The 17,563-nt window shown below is 67.7% G+C and carries 19 protein-coding genes; 10 read left to right on the forward strand and 9 right to left on the reverse strand.

Annotated elements, in window-relative coordinates; genetic code table 11:
* Positions 1-45: 45 nt before the first annotated feature.
* On the forward strand, positions 46-870 hold the full coding sequence (locus ABDV78_RS04655) for an oxygenase MpaB family protein (protein ID WP_343526075.1): 825 nt from the start codon (positions 46-48) through the stop codon (positions 868-870).
* A gap of 16 nt (positions 871-886) precedes the next feature.
* On the opposite strand, the gene ABDV78_RS04660 is transcribed toward ABDV78_RS04655, so the two are convergent.
* The 6 genes from ABDV78_RS04660 to ABDV78_RS04685 form a co-directional block, all read right to left on the reverse strand.
* Positions 887-1,807 (reverse strand): winged helix DNA-binding protein, encoded by a 921-nt coding sequence (locus ABDV78_RS04660; protein WP_343526076.1) that lies wholly within the window; start codon positions 1,805-1,807, stop codon positions 887-889.
* A gap of 141 nt (positions 1,808-1,948) precedes the next feature.
* Positions 1,949-3,472 (reverse strand): NAD(P)(+) transhydrogenase (Re/Si-specific) subunit beta, encoded by a 1,524-nt coding sequence (locus tag ABDV78_RS04665; protein WP_343526171.1) that lies wholly within the window; start codon positions 3,470-3,472, stop codon positions 1,949-1,951.
* A gap of 8 nt (positions 3,473-3,480) precedes the next feature.
* A complete protein-coding gene (locus tag ABDV78_RS04670; RefSeq protein ID WP_343526077.1) occupies positions 3,481-3,780 on the reverse strand; it encodes a proton-translocating transhydrogenase family protein in 300 nt (99 codons plus the stop codon).
* A complete protein-coding gene (locus ABDV78_RS04675; RefSeq protein ID WP_343526078.1) occupies positions 3,781-4,149 on the reverse strand; it encodes an endonuclease domain-containing protein in 369 nt (122 codons plus the stop codon).
* Between the two features lie 128 nt (positions 4,150-4,277).
* Positions 4,278-5,405, reverse strand: a complete 1,128-nt coding sequence (locus ABDV78_RS04680; RefSeq protein ID WP_343526079.1) for an NAD(P) transhydrogenase subunit alpha — start codon at positions 5,403-5,405, stop codon at positions 4,278-4,280.
* Between the two features lie 4 nt (positions 5,406-5,409).
* Entirely contained in the window at positions 5,410-5,544 is a 135-nt protein-coding gene (locus tag ABDV78_RS04685) for an aa3-type cytochrome c oxidase subunit IV (protein WP_343526081.1), read from the reverse strand.
* A 213-nt stretch (positions 5,545-5,757) separates the two neighbouring features.
* Here ABDV78_RS04685 and ABDV78_RS04690 point away from each other — a divergent pair, with 213 nt between their 5' ends.
* Positions 5,758-7,179, forward strand: coding sequence for a sigma-54 dependent transcriptional regulator (locus ABDV78_RS04690; protein ID WP_343526084.1), 1,422 nt, complete (start codon positions 5,758-5,760; stop codon positions 7,177-7,179).
* A 21-nt stretch (positions 7,180-7,200) separates the two neighbouring features.
* Here the strand turns inward: ABDV78_RS04690 and ABDV78_RS04695 are convergent, their stop codons facing one another.
* Positions 7,201-8,085: a bestrophin family ion channel gene (locus ABDV78_RS04695; protein WP_343526085.1), complete on the reverse strand. Its 885-nt coding sequence runs from the start codon at positions 8,083-8,085 to the stop codon at positions 7,201-7,203.
* A gap of 295 nt (positions 8,086-8,380) precedes the next feature.
* Between ABDV78_RS04695 and thiD the strand changes: the two genes are divergently transcribed.
* From thiD to ABDV78_RS04735, 8 genes are all read left to right on the forward strand, one after another.
* Positions 8,381-9,208 (forward strand): bifunctional hydroxymethylpyrimidine kinase/phosphomethylpyrimidine kinase, encoded by an 828-nt coding sequence (thiD, locus tag ABDV78_RS04700; RefSeq protein ID WP_343526087.1) that lies wholly within the window; start codon positions 8,381-8,383, stop codon positions 9,206-9,208.
* 14 nt (positions 9,209-9,222) lie between these two features.
* Positions 9,223-9,819: a ribonuclease HII gene (locus tag ABDV78_RS04705; RefSeq protein WP_343526088.1), complete on the forward strand. Its 597-nt coding sequence runs from the start codon at positions 9,223-9,225 to the stop codon at positions 9,817-9,819.
* Between the two features lie 238 nt (positions 9,820-10,057).
* On the forward strand, positions 10,058-11,197 hold the full coding sequence (locus ABDV78_RS04710) for a DNA methyltransferase (RefSeq protein WP_343526089.1): 1,140 nt from the start codon (positions 10,058-10,060) through the stop codon (positions 11,195-11,197).
* Between the two features lie 45 nt (positions 11,198-11,242).
* Entirely contained in the window at positions 11,243-12,298 is a 1,056-nt protein-coding gene (gene folP / locus ABDV78_RS04715) for a dihydropteroate synthase (RefSeq protein ID WP_343526090.1), read from the forward strand.
* A 52-nt stretch (positions 12,299-12,350) separates the two neighbouring features.
* On the forward strand, positions 12,351-13,112 hold the full coding sequence (locus ABDV78_RS04720) for an exonuclease domain-containing protein (protein WP_343526091.1): 762 nt from the start codon (positions 12,351-12,353) through the stop codon (positions 13,110-13,112).
* A 74-nt stretch (positions 13,113-13,186) separates the two neighbouring features.
* Positions 13,187-14,677: an ATP-binding protein gene (locus tag ABDV78_RS04725; RefSeq protein WP_343526092.1), complete on the forward strand. Its 1,491-nt coding sequence runs from the start codon at positions 13,187-13,189 to the stop codon at positions 14,675-14,677.
* A complete protein-coding gene (locus ABDV78_RS04730) occupies positions 14,678-15,121 on the forward strand; it encodes a response regulator (protein ID WP_343526094.1) in 444 nt (147 codons plus the stop codon).
* A gap of 14 nt (positions 15,122-15,135) precedes the next feature.
* Positions 15,136-16,161 (forward strand): histidine kinase dimerization/phosphoacceptor domain -containing protein, encoded by a 1,026-nt coding sequence (locus ABDV78_RS04735; RefSeq protein ID WP_343526095.1) that lies wholly within the window; start codon positions 15,136-15,138, stop codon positions 16,159-16,161.
* A gap of 22 nt (positions 16,162-16,183) precedes the next feature.
* Here ABDV78_RS04735 and ABDV78_RS04740 read toward each other — a convergent pair whose 3' ends face one another.
* Together ABDV78_RS04740 and ABDV78_RS04745 are read right to left on the reverse strand one after the other, a co-directional pair.
* On the reverse strand, positions 16,184-16,669 hold the full coding sequence (locus tag ABDV78_RS04740; protein WP_343526096.1) for a DUF1440 domain-containing protein: 486 nt from the start codon (positions 16,667-16,669) through the stop codon (positions 16,184-16,186).
* Positions 16,670-16,740: 71 nt separating this feature from the next.
* Positions 16,741-17,502: a methyltransferase gene (locus ABDV78_RS04745; protein WP_343526097.1), complete on the reverse strand. Its 762-nt coding sequence runs from the start codon at positions 17,500-17,502 to the stop codon at positions 16,741-16,743.
* Positions 17,503-17,563 lie beyond the last annotated feature (61 nt).

Genomic DNA, 17,563 nt, shown 5'->3' on the forward strand with positions numbered 1-17,563 from the left:
CATGGGGCGGCGCAACGCATCGCCGCGATGGCGCGTTGACGGGGCATGTTGCCACTGCGCCGCCACATCGCCGACCAGATTCGCGAGATCGTCGGCGGTCGCCAGCTCGACCTGACCCGCCCGCCGGGCGATGACGGACTGTTCGGCCCCGGTTCGGCGACCTGGGCGGTGCATGGCGACTTCACCGCGATGATGGCCGGGGGGATCGCGTCGCTGCTGGTCCAGATGCTCCACCCCGCCGCGCTGGCGGGGGTATGGGACCATAGCGATTTCCGCCGCGACATGTCCGGTCGCCTGCGCCGCACCGCCGGGTTCATCTCGGTCACGACCTATGGTTCGACCGAGGCCGCCGAGGCGATGATCGCCCGCGTCCGCGCGGTGCACGACCGGGTGGCGGGAACATTGCCCGACGGCACGCCCTATGCCGCCAACGACCCGCATCTCCTGACCTTCGTTCACGCCGCCGAGGTCGACAGCTTCCTGCGCGCGCACCGCACCTATCGCGATCCCGATTTCCCGGATGTCCGCGCCGACCAGTATCTGGCGGAGATGGCGCAGATCGCCCGGCGCCTGGGCGCGCGCGACGTGCCCGAGAACCGGCACCAGCTCGCCCGTTTCCTGGACGCCATCCGCTCCGAACTGCGCGTCGATGCCCGCACGCGGGCGGTGGCGCGCACCCTGCTGAACCAGCCAGCGCCCAACCCAGCCCTGGCAACGATCGGCGGCTGGCTGACCCAGGCGGGTGTCGCGCTCCTGCCCGACTGGGCGGCGCGATTGCATGGGCTGGACAGCGGCACCGCGATGAAGCCGGCCATTCGTGCGGGAACCCGGGGACTGGGCGGCGCGATCCGCTGGGCGCTGGCGGGCTGACCCGCCCGACCAGGCCCTAGACCACGCCCAGCCGCCGGATCGCCGCCAGATAATTGCGCATCCCCTCCACCGCGCGGTCGGTCATCATCATGAAGGCGCGGCGGCGGTCGGCCGGATCAGGCTGGCGGGTGAACAGCCCGGCCTCGGTCATCTTGCCGATCCAGCGCAGCGCGGTCGTCGGCGCGACGGCGGCGGCGATGCACAGGCTCGATACCGACACCCGCGCCCCTTCCAGATGCGTGGCATAGAGGTCGAGCAGCATGTCCCAGGCCGGTTCCTCGAACAGCCCGCTGCCGAAAAGCCCGTCGCGCAGCCGCCGCGCCCGGATCATCCGGCGAACCAGATCGGCATCGCCCGGTTGCACGCGGGCGGGAGCGGCATGGAAGCTCTGATGCCGGTCGCCGACCCCGCCGCGCCGCTCCTCGCCATCCTGCCCGGACAGACGGGTCAGGACCTCGGCGATCCGCGCGACCTCGGCATTCAGCCGCCGCAGCCGCTCGGACTCGCCTTCATGGAGGTGACCGTGCAGGACGCCCACACCGCCATTGGTCGCCCCCGCGATCGCCAGCGCGGCGACCAGCTCCAGTTCGCTCGCCTCGCACAACATTGCGACGCGCGGGCCGAGCAGCATCGCGGCGACCAGGTCGATATCCCCCTGCGGCAGGCTGACCACCACCGGCAGGTCGAGCGCGGTCGCCACCGCATCGATCCGGGCCAGCGCCACCTCCATCGCCGCCGCCTCCGCGCCGTGCGTGTCGATCATCAGCAACGGGCGCCCCGCCTGTCGCCCGATCTCGTCGGCGACCGCCGACCAGTCGATCATCCGCATCACCCGGCCACCGGCCTGCCGCACCGCCTGGGTCGCCGCGCCCGCCAGCGCGCGCGCGCTGATCAGGACGACCGGGAAACCGTCGGCATAAGGGTCTTGCTGTTGCACGTCTGCCCCCCGTCACACGCCACCGGCGCGCGTCTTGTCATCACCATACGCGGGAGATTCGGACACGGCCCCTGCCCGTGCCCGTCACCGCCGCACGACTGGAAGGACGCCCGGGAGTCGACGTCCGCCCGAATCGGACACTCAGCCGAGTGCCTTGACGATTTCTTCCACCATCTTCTTGGCGTCCGCCAGCAGCATCATGGTGTTGTCGCGATAAAATAGCTCGTTATCGACACCCGCATAGCCGACGCCGCCCATGGATCGCTTGATGAACAAGACGGTCTTGGCCTTCTCCACATCAAGCACCGGCATGCCATAAATGGGTGAGGAACGATCGGTCTTGGCCGCCGGATTGGTCACATCGTTGGCGCCGATGACGAAGGCCACGTCGGTCTGTGCGAATTCGGCGTTGATGTCCTCCAGCTCGAACACCTCGTCATAGGGGACGTTCGCCTCGGCCAGCAGGACGTTCATATGGCCGGGCATACGGCCCGCCACGGGGTGGATGGCGTATTTGACGCGCACGCCCTCCTTCTTGAGCAGGTCGCCCATCTCGCGCAGGACATGCTGCGCCTGCGCCACCGCCATGCCGTAACCGGGGACGATCACCACCTGTTCGGCCTGGCTCATCAGGAAGGCCGCGTCCTCGGCACTCCCGCGCTTCCATGGGCGATCGACCGCCGTGCCACCGCCGCTGCTTCCCGCATCGCTCGCGCCGAAGCCGCCCGCGATCACGCTGACGAAGCTGCGGTTCATCGCGCGGCACATGATATAGGACAGGATCGCACCCGAACTGCCGACCAGCGCGCCGGTGATGATCATCGCGCTGTTGTGCAGCGTGAAGCCCATCGCGGCGGCGGCCCAGCCCGAATAGCTGTTCAGCATCGACACCACGACCGGCATGTCCGCGCCGCCGATGGGGATGATCAGCAGGAAGCCGATCGCGAAGGACAATATGGTGATCGTCCAGAAGATCCAGGGCGCCTGGTCACGGGTGAACATCGCGACCAGGATGACGATCGCGCCCAGCAGCCCCGCATTCAGCGCATGGCGACCCGGCAACAGGATCGGCTTGCCCCCCATATTGCCGTTGAGCTTGAGAAAGGCGATGACCGAGCCGGAAAAGGTGATCGCACCGATCGCGACGCCCAGCGCCATCTCGACCCGGCTGACGACATGGATGCTGGCAAAGGGCTGTCCGATCATCGGTACCACCATGTCGGCGATATCGAACGCGACCGGGTTGAGGAAGGCGGCGCAGGCGACCGCCACGGCGGCCAGGCCGACCAGCGAGTGGAAGGCGGCGACCAGCTGCGGCATCGCGGTCATCGCGATGCGGCGGGCCATTGTAACGCCGATCAGGGCACCGAGGCCAATGGCGGCGAGAATTTCGAGGATGGCTAGATAATCGTAGCTCCATGTTTCGCCATAGAGGTCGGCTCGATCCGACAACGCACCAGCAATCGGCACATGCGTCACCAGCGTCGTGACGACCGCGATGGCCATCCCGATCATGCCGAAGCGATTGCCCCGCTGGCTGGTCGTGGGACTCGACAGCCCGCGCAGCGCCAGGATGAAGCACACCCCCGCCACCAGATAGGCGAGCGAAACCCAGGGATTGGCGGCGACGGCCTCGACCGCAGGGGCGAGCGGCGCAGGCGGCACGGGTGCGATCACGAGCGCTTCTCCTTCTTGCGGTACATGGCGAGCATTCGCGCCGTCACCGCGAAACCGCCGAAGATGTTGATGCTGGCCAGCACCACCGCGCCCAGCCCCAGCCACTTCGCCACGCCCGATCCGGTCGCCCCCGAGGACGCCGCTGCCGCGATCAACGCCCCGACAATGATGACCGAGGAGATGGCGTTGGTCACCGCCATGAGCGGCGTGTGCAGCGCGGGCGTCACCGACCAGACGACATAATAGCCGACGAAACACGCCAGCACGAAGATCGACAGGATCGCTATGAAGTCCATTTATTCCTCCCCGAGGTGGCGGCTGACGGCGGTTGCGAGGATATAACCGGTTACGCCCTCGATGTTTTTCTGGATATCGGCCGCCGCGATACGAAGCGTGGTCAGGCCGCGATGTGCAAACCAGCGATCCCTAGCCTTGTCGCGCGCCGGTCGATCGCCAAGACTGTGCGCCTCGCTATCGACTTCGATGATCAGGCGCGCCTCATGGCAGTAAAAGTCGGCAATATACGGGCCTGACGGATGCTGCCTCCGAAATTTGAAGCCGCCCGGCCGGTGGCGCAATATCTGCCACAAGGCAATTTCGGGCGGCGACATCGCCTGCCGTAAGCCGCGCGCCCGTTCACCTACTGGTCCATTGCCCTGCAACACCTAATTCCTCCCCTGCAAGGGGAGGTGGCAGGCCGAAGGCCTGACGGAGGGGTGTCGCGCCATCGAGAAGGGGACACCCCTCCGTCGCGCTGCGCGCGCCACCTCCCCTTGCAGGGGAGGAACAAGGGTCACGACGACAACCTCGGGTTCACCACCTGCCTGCCCTGCGTCAGCCGGATCGCGTCGCCGATCTCGGCGTCCAGCACCGGTCGCCCGGCGTCCTTGTCCCAGAAGGCGGCGAGGAAATTGTACAGATTGCGCGCGAACAACGCAGAGGCGTCGGCGGCCAGGCGGCTGGCCATGTTGCGGTGGCCGATGATCGTCACCCCGTGCCGCGTCACCACCTCGCCCGGCACCACGCCCTCGACATTGCCGCCCGCCTCGACCGCGAGGTCGACGATGACGCTGCCCGGTCGCATCGTCGCCACCTGCGCATCGGTGACGAGGCGTGGCGCGGGGCGTCCGGGGATCAGCGCGGTGGTGATGACGATGTCCTGCCTGGCGATATGCCCGGCGACCAGTTCGGCCTGCGCGGCGCGATATTCCTCGCTCGTCTCGCCAGCATAGCCGCCGGCGCCCTCGCCCTCGATCCCCGCCACGCCCTCGACGAAGATCGGCTTGGCGCCCAGCGACTGGATCTGCTCGCGGGTCGCGGAGCGGACATCGGTCGCCGACACCTGCGCACCCAGCCGCCGCGCGGTCGCGATCGCCTGGAGCCCCGCAACGCCGACGCCCATGATGAAGGCGCGCGCCGCCGGGATCGTGCCCGCCGCGGTCATCATCATCGGCAGCGCGCGGCCATAGGCGCTCGCCGCCTCCAGCACCGCCTTGTATCCGGCCAGATTGGACTGGGACGACAGGATGTCCATCGACTGGGCACGGGTGATGCGCGGCATCCAGTCCATCGCCAGCGCCTCCAGGCCTGCCCCGGCATAGGCCGCCACCGCCTCCCCCCGACGAAAGGGATCGAAGGCCGCGACCACCCAGGCCCCATCCAGGACACCCGCCAGCGCCGCCGCCTCGGGCGCCTGGACCGCCAGCACGACGCCTGCGCCCGCCAGCACGGCCGCACGATCGGCGACCATCGCCCCGGCCTGTTCATAATCGGTATCGGCGATCCCGGCCCCCGCCCCGGCCCCCGCCTCGATCGCCAGCGTCGCGCCCAGCGCGCCCAGTTTGCGGACGGTTTCCGGCGTGGCGGCGACGCGACGCTCTCCCTCGGCCGTCTCGCGCACGACCGCGATGCGAAGGGTCATCGGATCACGCGATCAGCCAGAGGATAATCGCCACCAAAATGGCGACGACGATCGATCCCCATTTGAGCATCGCGATCAGCAGGTCATAGGTTGCGACATGCGCCTTCATGTCGCCGGTGCCGGTGTCGTTGGCCGCCATGATCCTCACCTCCGATATCGGCATGGCGGTGATCTTTCCGCCTTGGCCGTCGAGTCAGAGCTTATTCACCATGCCGGGGGGATCAACCCCGAAACTGTCATATCGAGGGGCAGTTTCACACGCAAAACCTGTGTTAAGCGCCTTGTCCCGAATTAACGCGGATTTTAACAAAATTGCGCTATACGGCATCCAACGGGGGCTTTGGGACAAGACATGACGCGCAACGGGCAACGTTTGCTGCTGTTGATTGACGACGAACCAGCTCAACGCCGTCTGATCGCGGCGCTGGCGCAACGGGGCGGCTGGCGTACCTTGTTCGCGACCGATGCCGATATGGCGGCCTCGGTGCTGGGCTCCGCGCAGGGGCGTGAACTGGACGCCGTGCTGATCGACCATTGGGCGCCGGGCGCCGATGCGACCGCGCTCATCGCGGATTGCCATGCGCTTCGTCCCGAATTGCCCATCCTGATGCTGACCGCCAACGATTCCGTGGCGCAGGCGGTGGCGGCGATGCGCGCGGGCGCGACCGACTTCCTGGTCAAGCCGCTGGCCCCCGAACGGCTGCTCGCCGCGCTGGAATCCGCGGCCGCCGCGCAGACCAGCGGCGAGCTTCGTCCGCTGACCGAGAAGATCCCCGCCCTGCTCGCCTTTGACGAGATCGTCGGAGACGCCCCCGAATTCCGCGCCGCGCTGGCCGTCGCGGCCAAGGCGGCGCGGTCCCGCGTCCCGGTTCTGATCGAGGGCGAAGGCGGCGTCGGCAAGGAGTCGCTGGCGGAGGCGATCCATGCCGGCTCCCCCCGCGCCGAACGGCCGATGATCCGCGTCAACTGCGCCACGACCGCCGCCAACCTGCTCGACAGCATCATCTTCGGTCACGAGGAAGGCGCCTTTGCCGGCGCGTTCGAGCGGCGCATCGGCAAGGTGATCGAAGCGGACGGCTCGACCCTGTTCCTCGACGAAATCGCCGGCATGCCCCCCGAAACCCAGGCGCGGCTGCTCGACATGCTCCAGACCGGAACGATCGTGCCACTGGGCGCGCGCCATGCGCGGGAAGTCGATGTCCGCGTGATCGCCGCCGCCGATGGTCGCCTGCTCGAAGCGGTCGAGGCCGGGCGTTTCCGCGAGGACCTGTATTACAAGCTGAACATCGCGCATGTCGCGGTGCCCCCCTTGCGCGACCGGGCGGACGATATCCCGGCGCTGACCCGCCATCTGCTGGGCCGGATCGCGCAACAACCCGGCCTGCGCGCGCTCGACATCACCCAGGACGCGCTGGACCTGCTCCGCCGCTATGACTGGCCGGGCAATGTCCGCCAGTTGCAGAATGCGCTCTTCCGCGCCGCCGTGCTGTGCGAGAGCGACAGCCTGACCATCGCCGATTTCCCGCAGATCGCATCGCTCGGCGACCGCCCCGCCTCCAGTACGGTGGTGTCGAGCGCGCTGCACAATGGCGGGATCAGCCTGTTTCGTCCCGATGGCCATCTGCGCGCGCTGGAGGATATCGAGGCCGATATCATCCGTCTGGCGATCGGCCATTATCGCGGCCGCATGACGGAGGTCGCCCGGCGACTGGGGATCGGCCGCTCGACCTTGTACCGCAAGCTCGGCGAACTGGGCATCGACAACGCCGCCTGACGCGGCGTTCGGACCACCGACTTACCAGAGCACCCCGTCCACCGGCTTCATCGGCTCGGGCGCCGGATCGCCGATCGCCTGCAGCAGGTCGATTTCGATCGTGCGGCACATGGCGCTCAGCGGCAGATCGTGGACCGTGTCGGAAAAGGGATCGACCAGATCGTCACCGATCTGAAGCGCGGCCAGGAACATCAGCCCCGCGATCGACGAGCCGATCGGAGTCGCGAAGCCCAGCGTCTCGACCAGGCCGATCGGCAGCAATACGCAGAACAACCGGGTGAAGAAGGCCGGAATGAAGCGATACTGGTTGGGCAGCGGGGTGTTCTTCAACCGCTCCATGCCGCCTTGCGAATTGGCGATGTCGACCAGCACCGCTTCCATCTGGGTCTGCTGGATGGTGTCGATCCACCCCTTGCGCCGCGCATCGTCGATCCGGCGGCCGGTGCCGTCGAGCAGGCCATTGGCGGTGTTGGTCCGTCGCAACGCCGGCTCCGCCTCGCCATGCGACAGGAAGCGCAGCACCTCGCCATCGACCGGCTGCTTGCGAAGCTGGCACCGCAGCGCGTTCACATAGGCGATCTGGCGCAGCACGATCGATCGCTTCAGGTCGCGCGCCTCGGGATCGGGCAGGAAGTTGCGCGCGCTGCGGGCGATATTGCGTGAGGCGTTGATCATCAGGCCCCAGAGCTGCCGCCCCTCCCACCAGCGCTGATAGGCCGAGTTGGTGCGAAAGCCGAGGAACAGCGCAAGGGCGGTGCCGAACAGGGTCAGCGGCAGCGAGGGCGCCTTGAAGGGCAGGACGTAATAGGCGATCGTGACGATGACGTCCCAGATGAACAGCCCTACCAGCGGACGCCATACCTCTGCGATGATGATGCGGGTGCGGGGTACGGCGTCGACGATCAAATCAGGTCTCCCTCATGCGGCCACCCGGCAGGTGTCCCACGGCGCAGCAACGCGACAAGGCGCGGTTGGATGCGCCTCCGAAATAATAGTGCGGCGCAACAGGAAAAGGGCAGAGGCCGCCCCGGAAACCAAACGTCACGAACAGGCCATATAATCGCCGCACGCCTTTCCTGCTGGCCGCGCGCCAAGCCCCTCACAAGGCACGATTTCCTGCCCCCGCCGCTCAACCAAGCCGATGACGGGCCCGCCGCAAATGCTTGCCCGTCCCGTTCACGCGGGGCATGGCGGAAACACCATGAGCCTGCCCAGACCGCCCCGCATCCTGATCGTCGCCGGTTCCGATTCCGGCGGCGGCGCAGGCATACAGGCCGATATCAAGACGGTGGCAATGCTGGGCGGCCATCCGATGACCGCGATTACCGCGATCACCGCGCAGAACACGCTGGGGGTCCAGGCGGTGCATCCCGTGCCGACCGCCATGGTGATGGCGCAGATCGACAGCGTGCTGTCCGACATCGGCGCGGACGCGGTGAAGATCGGCATGATCGGATCCGCCGAAACCGCCCATGCGCTGGCCGATCGGCTGGAGGCGCTGGACATGCCGGTCGTCTTCGACCCCGTGATGGTCGCGACCAGCGGATCGGTGCTGGCCGATGCCGATGTCATCGCCGCCTTCCGCCGCTTCCTGGGGCTCGCCGCGCTGACCACGCCCAATCTGCCCGAACTGGCCGCACTGGGCGGCGAGGCGGTGGTCCGGCACGAGGCCCGCGCGCTGCTGGTCAAGGGCGGACATGGCGAGGGCCCGGTGATCGAGGACCGGCTGGTCGAGCCGGGCGGCGAGCTGCGCTGGCGGCATCCCCGGCTCGACACCCGCTCGACGCATGGCACCGGCTGCACGCTGGCCAGCGCGATCGCGACCGGGCTGGGCCAGGACATGACGCTGGCGGATTCGGTCGACCGCGCCATCGCCTTCGTCCAGGCCGCGCTCGCCGCTGCACCGGGGCTCGGCCAGGGCCATGGACCGATGGGGCATGGGCTGGGGATGGTCCCCTTCTACCACCTGCTCGCCGCGATCAGCCGCGAAGGCTGGGACGCCGCCGCCTTTGCGGCGCGCTGGGGTTGAGCTAAGGGGCGGCCATGGTCGATCACAGCTTTCCCATGCCCCTGTGCGGCGTGGACGAGGCGGGGCGCGGACCGCTGGCGGGGCCGGTGGTCGCGGCTGCCGTCATCCTGCCCGAACGCGATTGCCCCGGCGGCATCAACGATTCCAAGAAGCTGACCGAAAAGACCCGCGCCCGGCTCTGCGCCGAGATCCGCGCCTGCGCGGTCGTCGGAGTCGGGGTGGTCGAGCCGGAGGAGATCGACCGGCTCAACATCTATTGGGCGACGATGAAGGCGATGACGCTGGCGGTCGATGCGGTGGTCGCGGCGCTGGGCCGCCACCCCGCCCATGTCCTGGTCGACGGCAACCGCCTGCCCCGCTGGGGCTATGACGCCACCGCGATCGTCGGCGGCGACGCCAAGTCGCTAGCGATCGGCGCCGCCTCGATCGTCGCCAAGCATGTCCGCGACGAGATCATGATCCGGGCGGCCGAGACCTATCCCGCCTATGGCTGGCATTCCAACAAGGGCTATGGTTCGGCGACGCATCTGGCGGCGCTGCGCGAACATGGCCCCACCCCCCTGCACCGTCGCAGCTTCGCGCCCGTGGCCCAGTGTTATCTGGACCTGTAACCTCCCGATCCCGCCGTCCATCGGCCGATGGGGAGGAATTTCGGGTTGGGCGAGTCGCAACCGTCACACCCCCACTCCCTTGGGGGCCGAGTTATCCACACCCCCTATATCTGCCACGCGAGGGCAACGCCTGGCCGAATCTGGCGGATTCCCGCGAGTCGCGGGCGCGAATCGCCTCTTGACGACCGACTCGTTCCGGGTGGATGCGAGGGTTTCTGGGAACAAGGGACGGTTAACGATGGGGGTCATCCAGACGGTCAAACGACCGGTCAAGGCGCGGCCAGTCGCATTGGAACGCGAAGACGTCCTGCCGCTCGACCAGATCCTGATGGGCGACTGTATCGCCGCCCTCCGCTCGCTTCCCGACAAGTCGGTCGACATGATCTTCGCCGACCCGCCCTATAATCTCCAGCTCGGCGGCGAGTTGTTCCGCCCCGATGGCAGCCATGTCGACGCCGTCACCGACGCCTGGGACAAGTTCGACACCTTCGCCGCCTATGACGCCTTCACCCGCGCCTGGCTTGCCGAATGCTACCGCGTCCTCAAGGACAATGGCTCGCTCTGGGTGATCGGCAGCTACCACAACATCTTCCGCGTCGGGACCGCGGTGCAGGATCTGGGCTTCTGGATCCTCAACGACATCATCTGGCGCAAGTCCAATCCCATGCCCAATTTCAAGGGCACCCGCTTCACCAACGCGCATGAGACGCTGATCTGGGCCTCGAAGGGCGAGAAGGCGAAATACACCTTCAACTATCGTTCGATGAAGACGCTGAACGATGAGATCCAGATGCGATCGGACTGGGAATTCCCGATCTGCGGCGGTCAGGAACGGCTCAAGAAGGACGGGCACAAGGTCCATCCGACCCAGAAGCCGGAGGCGTTGCTCTATCGCATCCTGCTCGCCTGCACCCGGCCGGGCGACGTCATCGCCGACCCGTTCTTCGGCACCGGCACGACCGGCGCGGTCGCCAAGCGCCTCGGCCGCCGCTGGATCGGGATCGAGCGCGAGCCGACCTATTGCGCCGCCGCGATCGAGCGGATCGAGGCCGCCCTCCCCCTCGACGAAAGCGCGCTCGCCACGATGCAGAGCCCCAAGGCGCAGCCCAAGGTCGCGTTCGGGACGCTTGTCGAAAATGGCTATCTGGCCCCCGGCATGCCGCTGATGGACGCCAAGCGCAAATGGCGGGCGACGGTGCGCGCGGACGGATCGCTGCTGTCCGACTGCGGGCAGGCGGGGTCGATCCACCGGCTGGGCTCGATGCTCCAGAACCGGCCGACCTGCAATGGCTGGACCTTCTGGCATTATGAACTGGAAGGCGCACTGAAACCCATCGACGCGATGCGCCAGACCTGGCTGCTGGCGACCCAGCCGTAACCCGCTATTCCTCCCCTTGCAGGGGAGGAATTGAGAAGGCTTTCCATGCACCTGCGCCCCGTCCAATTCGTCGACACCCCAGTCGGGCTGGAAGACGGCTGCCTTGCCCGCCTGGCGGGCGGAATGCAGTGGTTCGCGGCTTACGAGGTGCGTGAGGGCGCCAGCCGCCGCATCGTGCCCGTCGCGCGGTTTGCGGAGCAACTGGGCGGCTCCCCCCGCGCAGAGGCGCTGCACGCCGCTTTCACCACATCCCGCGCGCCATGGATCATGGGCGACCGGGCCTTGCGCTTCGAGCAGCCGCAGGTCGCCGCGATCCTGAACGTCACGCCCGACAGCTTCTCCGATGGCGGCCGGCATGTCGGCGATCCGGCAGCGGCGGCCGACAGCGGCATGGCGATGGCGGCCCAGGGCGCGGCGGTGATCGACCTGGGCGGCGAGTCCACCCGCCCCGGCGCCGCGCCGGTCTGGGAAGGCGACGAGATCGCCCGCACCGCCCCCGTCATCGAACGGCTGGCACGCGGCGGCGCGCTGGTGTCGATCGACACGCGCAAGGCCGCGGTGATGGAGGCGGCGCTCGCGGCGGGGGCGGGCATCATCAACGATGTCGCCGCCCTTCTATGGGACGACCGCGCGCTGGAGGTGGTGGCGAAGGCCGGCTGCCCCGTGATCCTGATGCACTCGCCCGATCCGGCCAAGGGCGGCCATGGCCGGGTCGGCTATACCGATGTCCTGACCGAGGTCTTCGACTGGCTGGAGGCGCGGATCGCGGCGGTCGAGGCGGCGGGAATTGCTCGCTCGCGCGTGATGGTCGATCCGGGCATCGGCTTCGGCAAGTCGCTCGCCGACAATCTGGCGCTCATCAACGGGCTGGCGATCTTCCATGGGCTGGGCTGCCCGATCATGCTGGGGGCCAGCCGCAAGCGGATGATCGGCGCCCTGTCGAACGAGGCCCCGGTCGACGCCCGGCTCGGCGGATCGCTGGCGCTGGCGCTGAAGGGTGCGGAGGCAGGCGTTCAGTTGATCCGGGTGCACGACGTGGTCGAGACGGTACAGGCGCTGCGCGTCTGGCGCGGGCTGCGCGACCGCGCCCTGATGGGATAGCGATCGGATAACCACCCTCGCTTTTCCGGGACGAAACGCCCACATAGGGCCGATGCAACGTCCCCAGCCCCAGATCATCCGCGTCATCGACCTGGAGACGACCGGCTCCGCCCCACCCGCGCATGGCGTGTGCGAAATCGGCTGGCAGGACGTCGCGCTGGGCAAGGACGGTCGCTGGGAACTGGAAGGCGAAGGCGGCAGCATCCTGGTCAATCCGGGCCGCCCGATCCCGCCGATCACGCAGGCCATCCATCATATCCTGGACGAACAGGTCGCCGACGCGCCCTGGTGGCACGATGTCGCGCGCCGCGTGCTCGATCCCTGGCCGCGCCGCCTGGCGCTGGCGGCGCACCGGGCGGATTTCGAACAGCAATTCTGCACCCCGGCCATGACCCGCTCGGCGGACTGGATCTGCACCTGGAAATGCGCGCTGCGTCTGTGGCCCGACAGCCCCAGCTTCTCCAACCAGGTGCTCCGCTACTGGCGCAAGCCCGAGGGGCTGGTGCACGAACGCGGCCTGCCCATCCACCGCGCCTTTCCCGACGCCTATGTCACCGCGCACCACCTGCGCGACCAGTTGAACGAGGCCAGCCTGGCGCAGTTGCTCGAATGGTCGCGCATCCCCGGCCTGCTCCCGCGCGTGCGCTATGGGCCCGATCGCGGCAAGGACTGGCGTGAGATCGACGAGGATTCGCTGATGGGCTTCCTGACCGACCGCGATCCCGATGTCCGCTTCACCGCCGAAACGGAAATGGCGCGGCGTCAGGGCGGCGGTCATGTCGGGCGCGCCAGCCCGCAGGAACTGTTATTGTAAGCGTTGCCGCAGACGTGACGTAAGTGACTGGCATCGGCATCACTCCTTCGATAAGGCGGAGTGCTATGCCTGGAATGCGATCTACGTCATTGGGGGAGAATCCCATCGGTCGCATCCTGATCGCGGCCATGGCGACGGGCTTTCTCGCGCTGCTCGTGGCGGCGGTCGCGGCGGGCTATGCCATTCGGCAGGGCAACCGCCATACCGACTGGGTTATCCACACCTATCGCGTCGAGAGCGTGCTGACCGAAGTGCGCCGCCTGGCGGAGCAGAAGGAAACGGCACGACGCGGCTATATGCTGGCGGGCACGCCGGCATTTCTGGCCAGTTTCGAGGAAGCCCATGCCGCGCTGATCCCGCAGATCGCCGAACTCCGCCGGCTGACCGCCGACAATGTCCGCCAACACGCCCCGATGACCCAGGTCATCCAGCAGCTCGCCGAGATCGAGCAGTCCCAGCGCCTGACCAACGCGCTGGTTCGCCAGGGTCGCGGGGCCGACGCGCTGCGCCTTTTCCGAACGGATAGCGGGCTGCAACGCATGGCCCGGTTGCGCACGCTTTTCGAAACCATGGCGGGCGAGGAACGCCGCCTGCTGGCGCTTCGCGATGCCGAACAGGCCTCCAGCCGCCAGACCTTCTCCGTCGTGGTGACGGTGGCGGGGCTGTTGTTCATACTGGTGTCGATCGTGTCGTTCCTGACCGTGCGCCGCTATACCGCCGACCTGCATCGGTCGCGCACCGCGCTGGCCAGCCTCAACGCCACGCTGGAGGAACAGGTGCATGAACGCACCGCCGACCTCGCGCTGGCGAACGAGGAGATTCAGCGTTTCGCCTATATCGTCAGCCACGATCTCCGCTCGCCGCTGGTCAACGTGATGGGCTTCACCGCCGAACTGTCCGCCGCGACCCAGCCGCTGGCCGATCTGATCGACCGCGCCGAGGCGGAGGCGCCGCAGATCGTGACCGAGGAGGCGCGCCTCGCCGCGCGCGAGGACCTGCCCGAGGCGATCGGCTTCATCCGCACCTCGACCGCCAAGATGGACCGGCTGATCAACGCCATCCTGAAGCTCAGCCGCGAGGGGCGCCGGGTGCTCGCGCCCGAGATGATCGCGCTCGACCAGTTGATCGAGCAGATCGCCGATTCGATCCGCCACGTCATCGACGATCGCGGCGTCACCTTGACCATCGCGCGGCCGATGCCGGTGATCGTCAGCGACCGGATCGCGCTGGAACAGATCCTGTCCAACCTGATCGAGAATGCGACCAAATATCGCCATCCGAGCCGCCCCGCCGAAGTGCATGTCTCGGTCGCGGAGACGCGCGGTCGGGTGATCGTCGCGGTGCGCGACAATGGCCGGGGCATCGATCCGCGCGATCACCAGCGCATCTTCGACCTGTTCCGCCGGTCGGGACAGCAGGACCAGCCAGGCGAGGGCATCGGCCTCGCGCATGTCCGCGCCCTCGCCTATCGTCTGGGCGGCACGATTTCCGTCGAATCCCAATTGGGTGAAGGCGCGACCTTCTTTCTCTCATTACCTCCCTCCCTCTCCATCGAAGGCGCCTGAATGAACGACCATCGCTCCGTTGGCATCGTCATGATCGAGGATGACGAAGGCCATGCCCGCCTGATCGAGAAGAACATCCGGCGCGCGGGCATCCTGAACGACATCCGCCACTTCACCGACGGCACGACCGCGCTCGACTATCTGTTCCATGCGCCCGACGGTCCGGCCAAGAACGGCCCGGCGCTCGTGCTGCTCGACCTCAACCTGCCCGACATGAGCGGCACCGACATCCTCACCCGGATCAAGGCGGAGGGCAGCCCGCTCAAGCGCACGCCCGTCGTCGTGCTGACCACCACCGACGACAAGGTGGAGATCCAGCGCTGCTATGACCTGGGCTGCAACGTCTACATCACCAAGCCGGTCAATTACGAGAATTTCGCCCAGGCGATCCGCCAGCTGGGCCTGTTCCTGTCGGTGATCCAGGTGCCCGAGATCGAAGCCTGAATCTCCCGCCCGCCATGTCCGCCCCCCACATCCTCTATATCGACGACGATGATGCGCTGCGTCGCCTGGTGTCGCGCGCGCTGGGGCGGCTTGGCTATACGGTCGCGTGTGCGGGGTCGGGGCGCGAGGGCGTCACCATGGCGGCGGCGGGCGGCTTCGACCTGGTCGCCGTCGACCATTACATGCCCGGCATGGACGGGTTGGAGACGCTGGCCGCGATCACCGCGCTGCCCGACCCGCCCCCGGTCGTCTATGTCACCGGATCGGACGAGGGACGGATCGCGGTCGCCGCGCTGAAGGCGGGGGCCGCCGACTACGTGGTCAAGACGGTCGGCGAGGATTTCTTCGATCTCCTGTCGGCAAGCTTCGCGCAGGTGCTCGACCGGACCCGGCTGGAACGCGCCAAGGCGGCGGCGGAGGCCGAGCTTCGCGCCTCCAACGCGCGGCTGGAGGCGATGCTGAGCGAGGTCAACCACCGCGTCGCCAACTCGCTCCAGCTCGTGTCCGCGATGATCGGGTTGCAGAAGGGCAGCCTGTCGGACGCCTATGCGCGCGAGGCGCTGGAGGATACGCAACGCCGCATCCGCGCGATCGCCCAGGTGCACCGGCGGCTCTACACCGCCAATGATGTCGAGCAGGTCGACCTGCGCGACTATCTGGGCGCGCTGGTCGAGGAACTGGGCGAAAGCTGGTCGATCGAAACCCGCGCCCGCACCCTGACGCTGACCGCCGAGGCGATCCGGGTGCAGACCGATCGTGCGGTGTCGATCGGGGTGATCGTCACCGAACTGGTCACCAACGCCTGCAAATACGCCTATCCCGACGGACCGGGCGAGGTGCGCATCTTCCTGACCCAGGCGCAGAATGGTTGCGAACTGGTGGTCGAGGATGACGGCTGCGGCATGCTGCCCGATCAGCCCCCCAAGGGCACCGGCCTGGGCGCCAAGCTGATCCGCGCGATGGCGCAGAGCCTCCAGACGGTGCTCGAATATGATCACGCGCATGCCGGGGTGCGCGCGGTGCTGCGGGTGCCGGCTTAACGGCGAACGGTCGCCCTGCCCGTCATGCGAGCCGCAGGACGAGCCGCCGCACCCCCTCCAGCACCACGCCGAAAACCGCATGCGAGGCAGCGCTATAGCCATGGGTGGCGGGCGGCGTATCCTGTGGCGCGGCCCCCAAGCCGAAGGCGGGCACGGCCAGATCATCCACCACCAGCATCGTCGCCAGTCCGAAGGGCAGGCCAAGCCCCAGCGCCGCCTGGGGACGCTTGTGGGTCAACGCCCCGTACAGCCCGCCCAGCGCCGCGCCGGTCGCATAATGGACCATGCTGCCCGCCGTCTCGCGATATTTCTGCGTGACGGGCTCGCCGGTCGTCACCTTGGCGAGCACATCGGCGGCCTTCACCGTGGCCGGGTCGTCGTTGCTGCCCTTTTGCCCGAACGCGCCTGCCGCCACCGCCTGGAACTGGTTCATCGCCAATGAGGCGAGCAGGCCGCCAATCACCCCCACGCCGATCGCCAGCCCAAGGCTCCGTCGCTCGTCCGCCATCCGCTTGCTCCATCAATCGCCGATCGCCCCACAACGGACCGATCGGCCGGGAGTTCAACGGTCATGCCGTCTCAGGGTTTGCGGAACTTGTAGACGAACTGGTCGGTGTGCCCGCGAATGGCGGGATCGAAGACGTTCTTGCTGTGATCGTCCTGCGGATTGCGCAGCACGCGGCTTTCGCCGACGAAGCGAAAGCCGACCGACTGGACCTGTCGCTTCACATAATCGGGGTCGATCCGGTGGGTCGTGTTGGTGTTGGCCAGCCCCTTGCCCACCGTATCGGCGTGATCGATGATGACATAGGTGCCGCCGGACTTGAGCAGCTTGAACACCGCCTGGTCGAAGGCGCGCAACGCTGGTTCGCCCGCATTCTTGTTCGCGACGTCATGATAATTCTGGACCGTCCAGAACAGGTCGACCGGCTGGTCGGCGGCGGGCAGGTTCACGCCCTGCACCTGCGCGGTGACATTGGGCAGGTTCCGGCCCTGAAGCGTACCGAGCGTCCCCTCCGCATATTTCTGAGCGGCGGCGGGCCAATAGGCATAGACATGACCCTTGGGGCCCACCACGCCCGAGAAGATACCGGTCCAGTATCCCTTGCCCGGCAGATAATCGATCACCGTGTCGCCGGGCTTCGCACCGGAGAAGGCGACGACCGCCGCCGCCTGGCGCCGTTGGTCATCGTCCGCCTGGTCGGCGCGGGCGGGGTTGGCGAGTGCGGCGGTGACATAGGCCGGAATGGCGGCGGGTTTGGCCGGAGCGGCGGGCTTTTGCTGCGCCACCGCCATGGTGCCGCCCGCCGCCAGCATCAGTCCCAGTGCGATCGCCTTCATGCCTGCTCTCTCCATTGTCCTGATGCCACCAGCCCCACCGTCCATTTGAGCCGGGCGGAAC

This window comes from Sphingomonas sp. (genome assembly GCF_039594485.1).
Taxonomy (GTDB): Bacteria; Pseudomonadota; Alphaproteobacteria; order Sphingomonadales; family Sphingomonadaceae; genus Sphingomonas.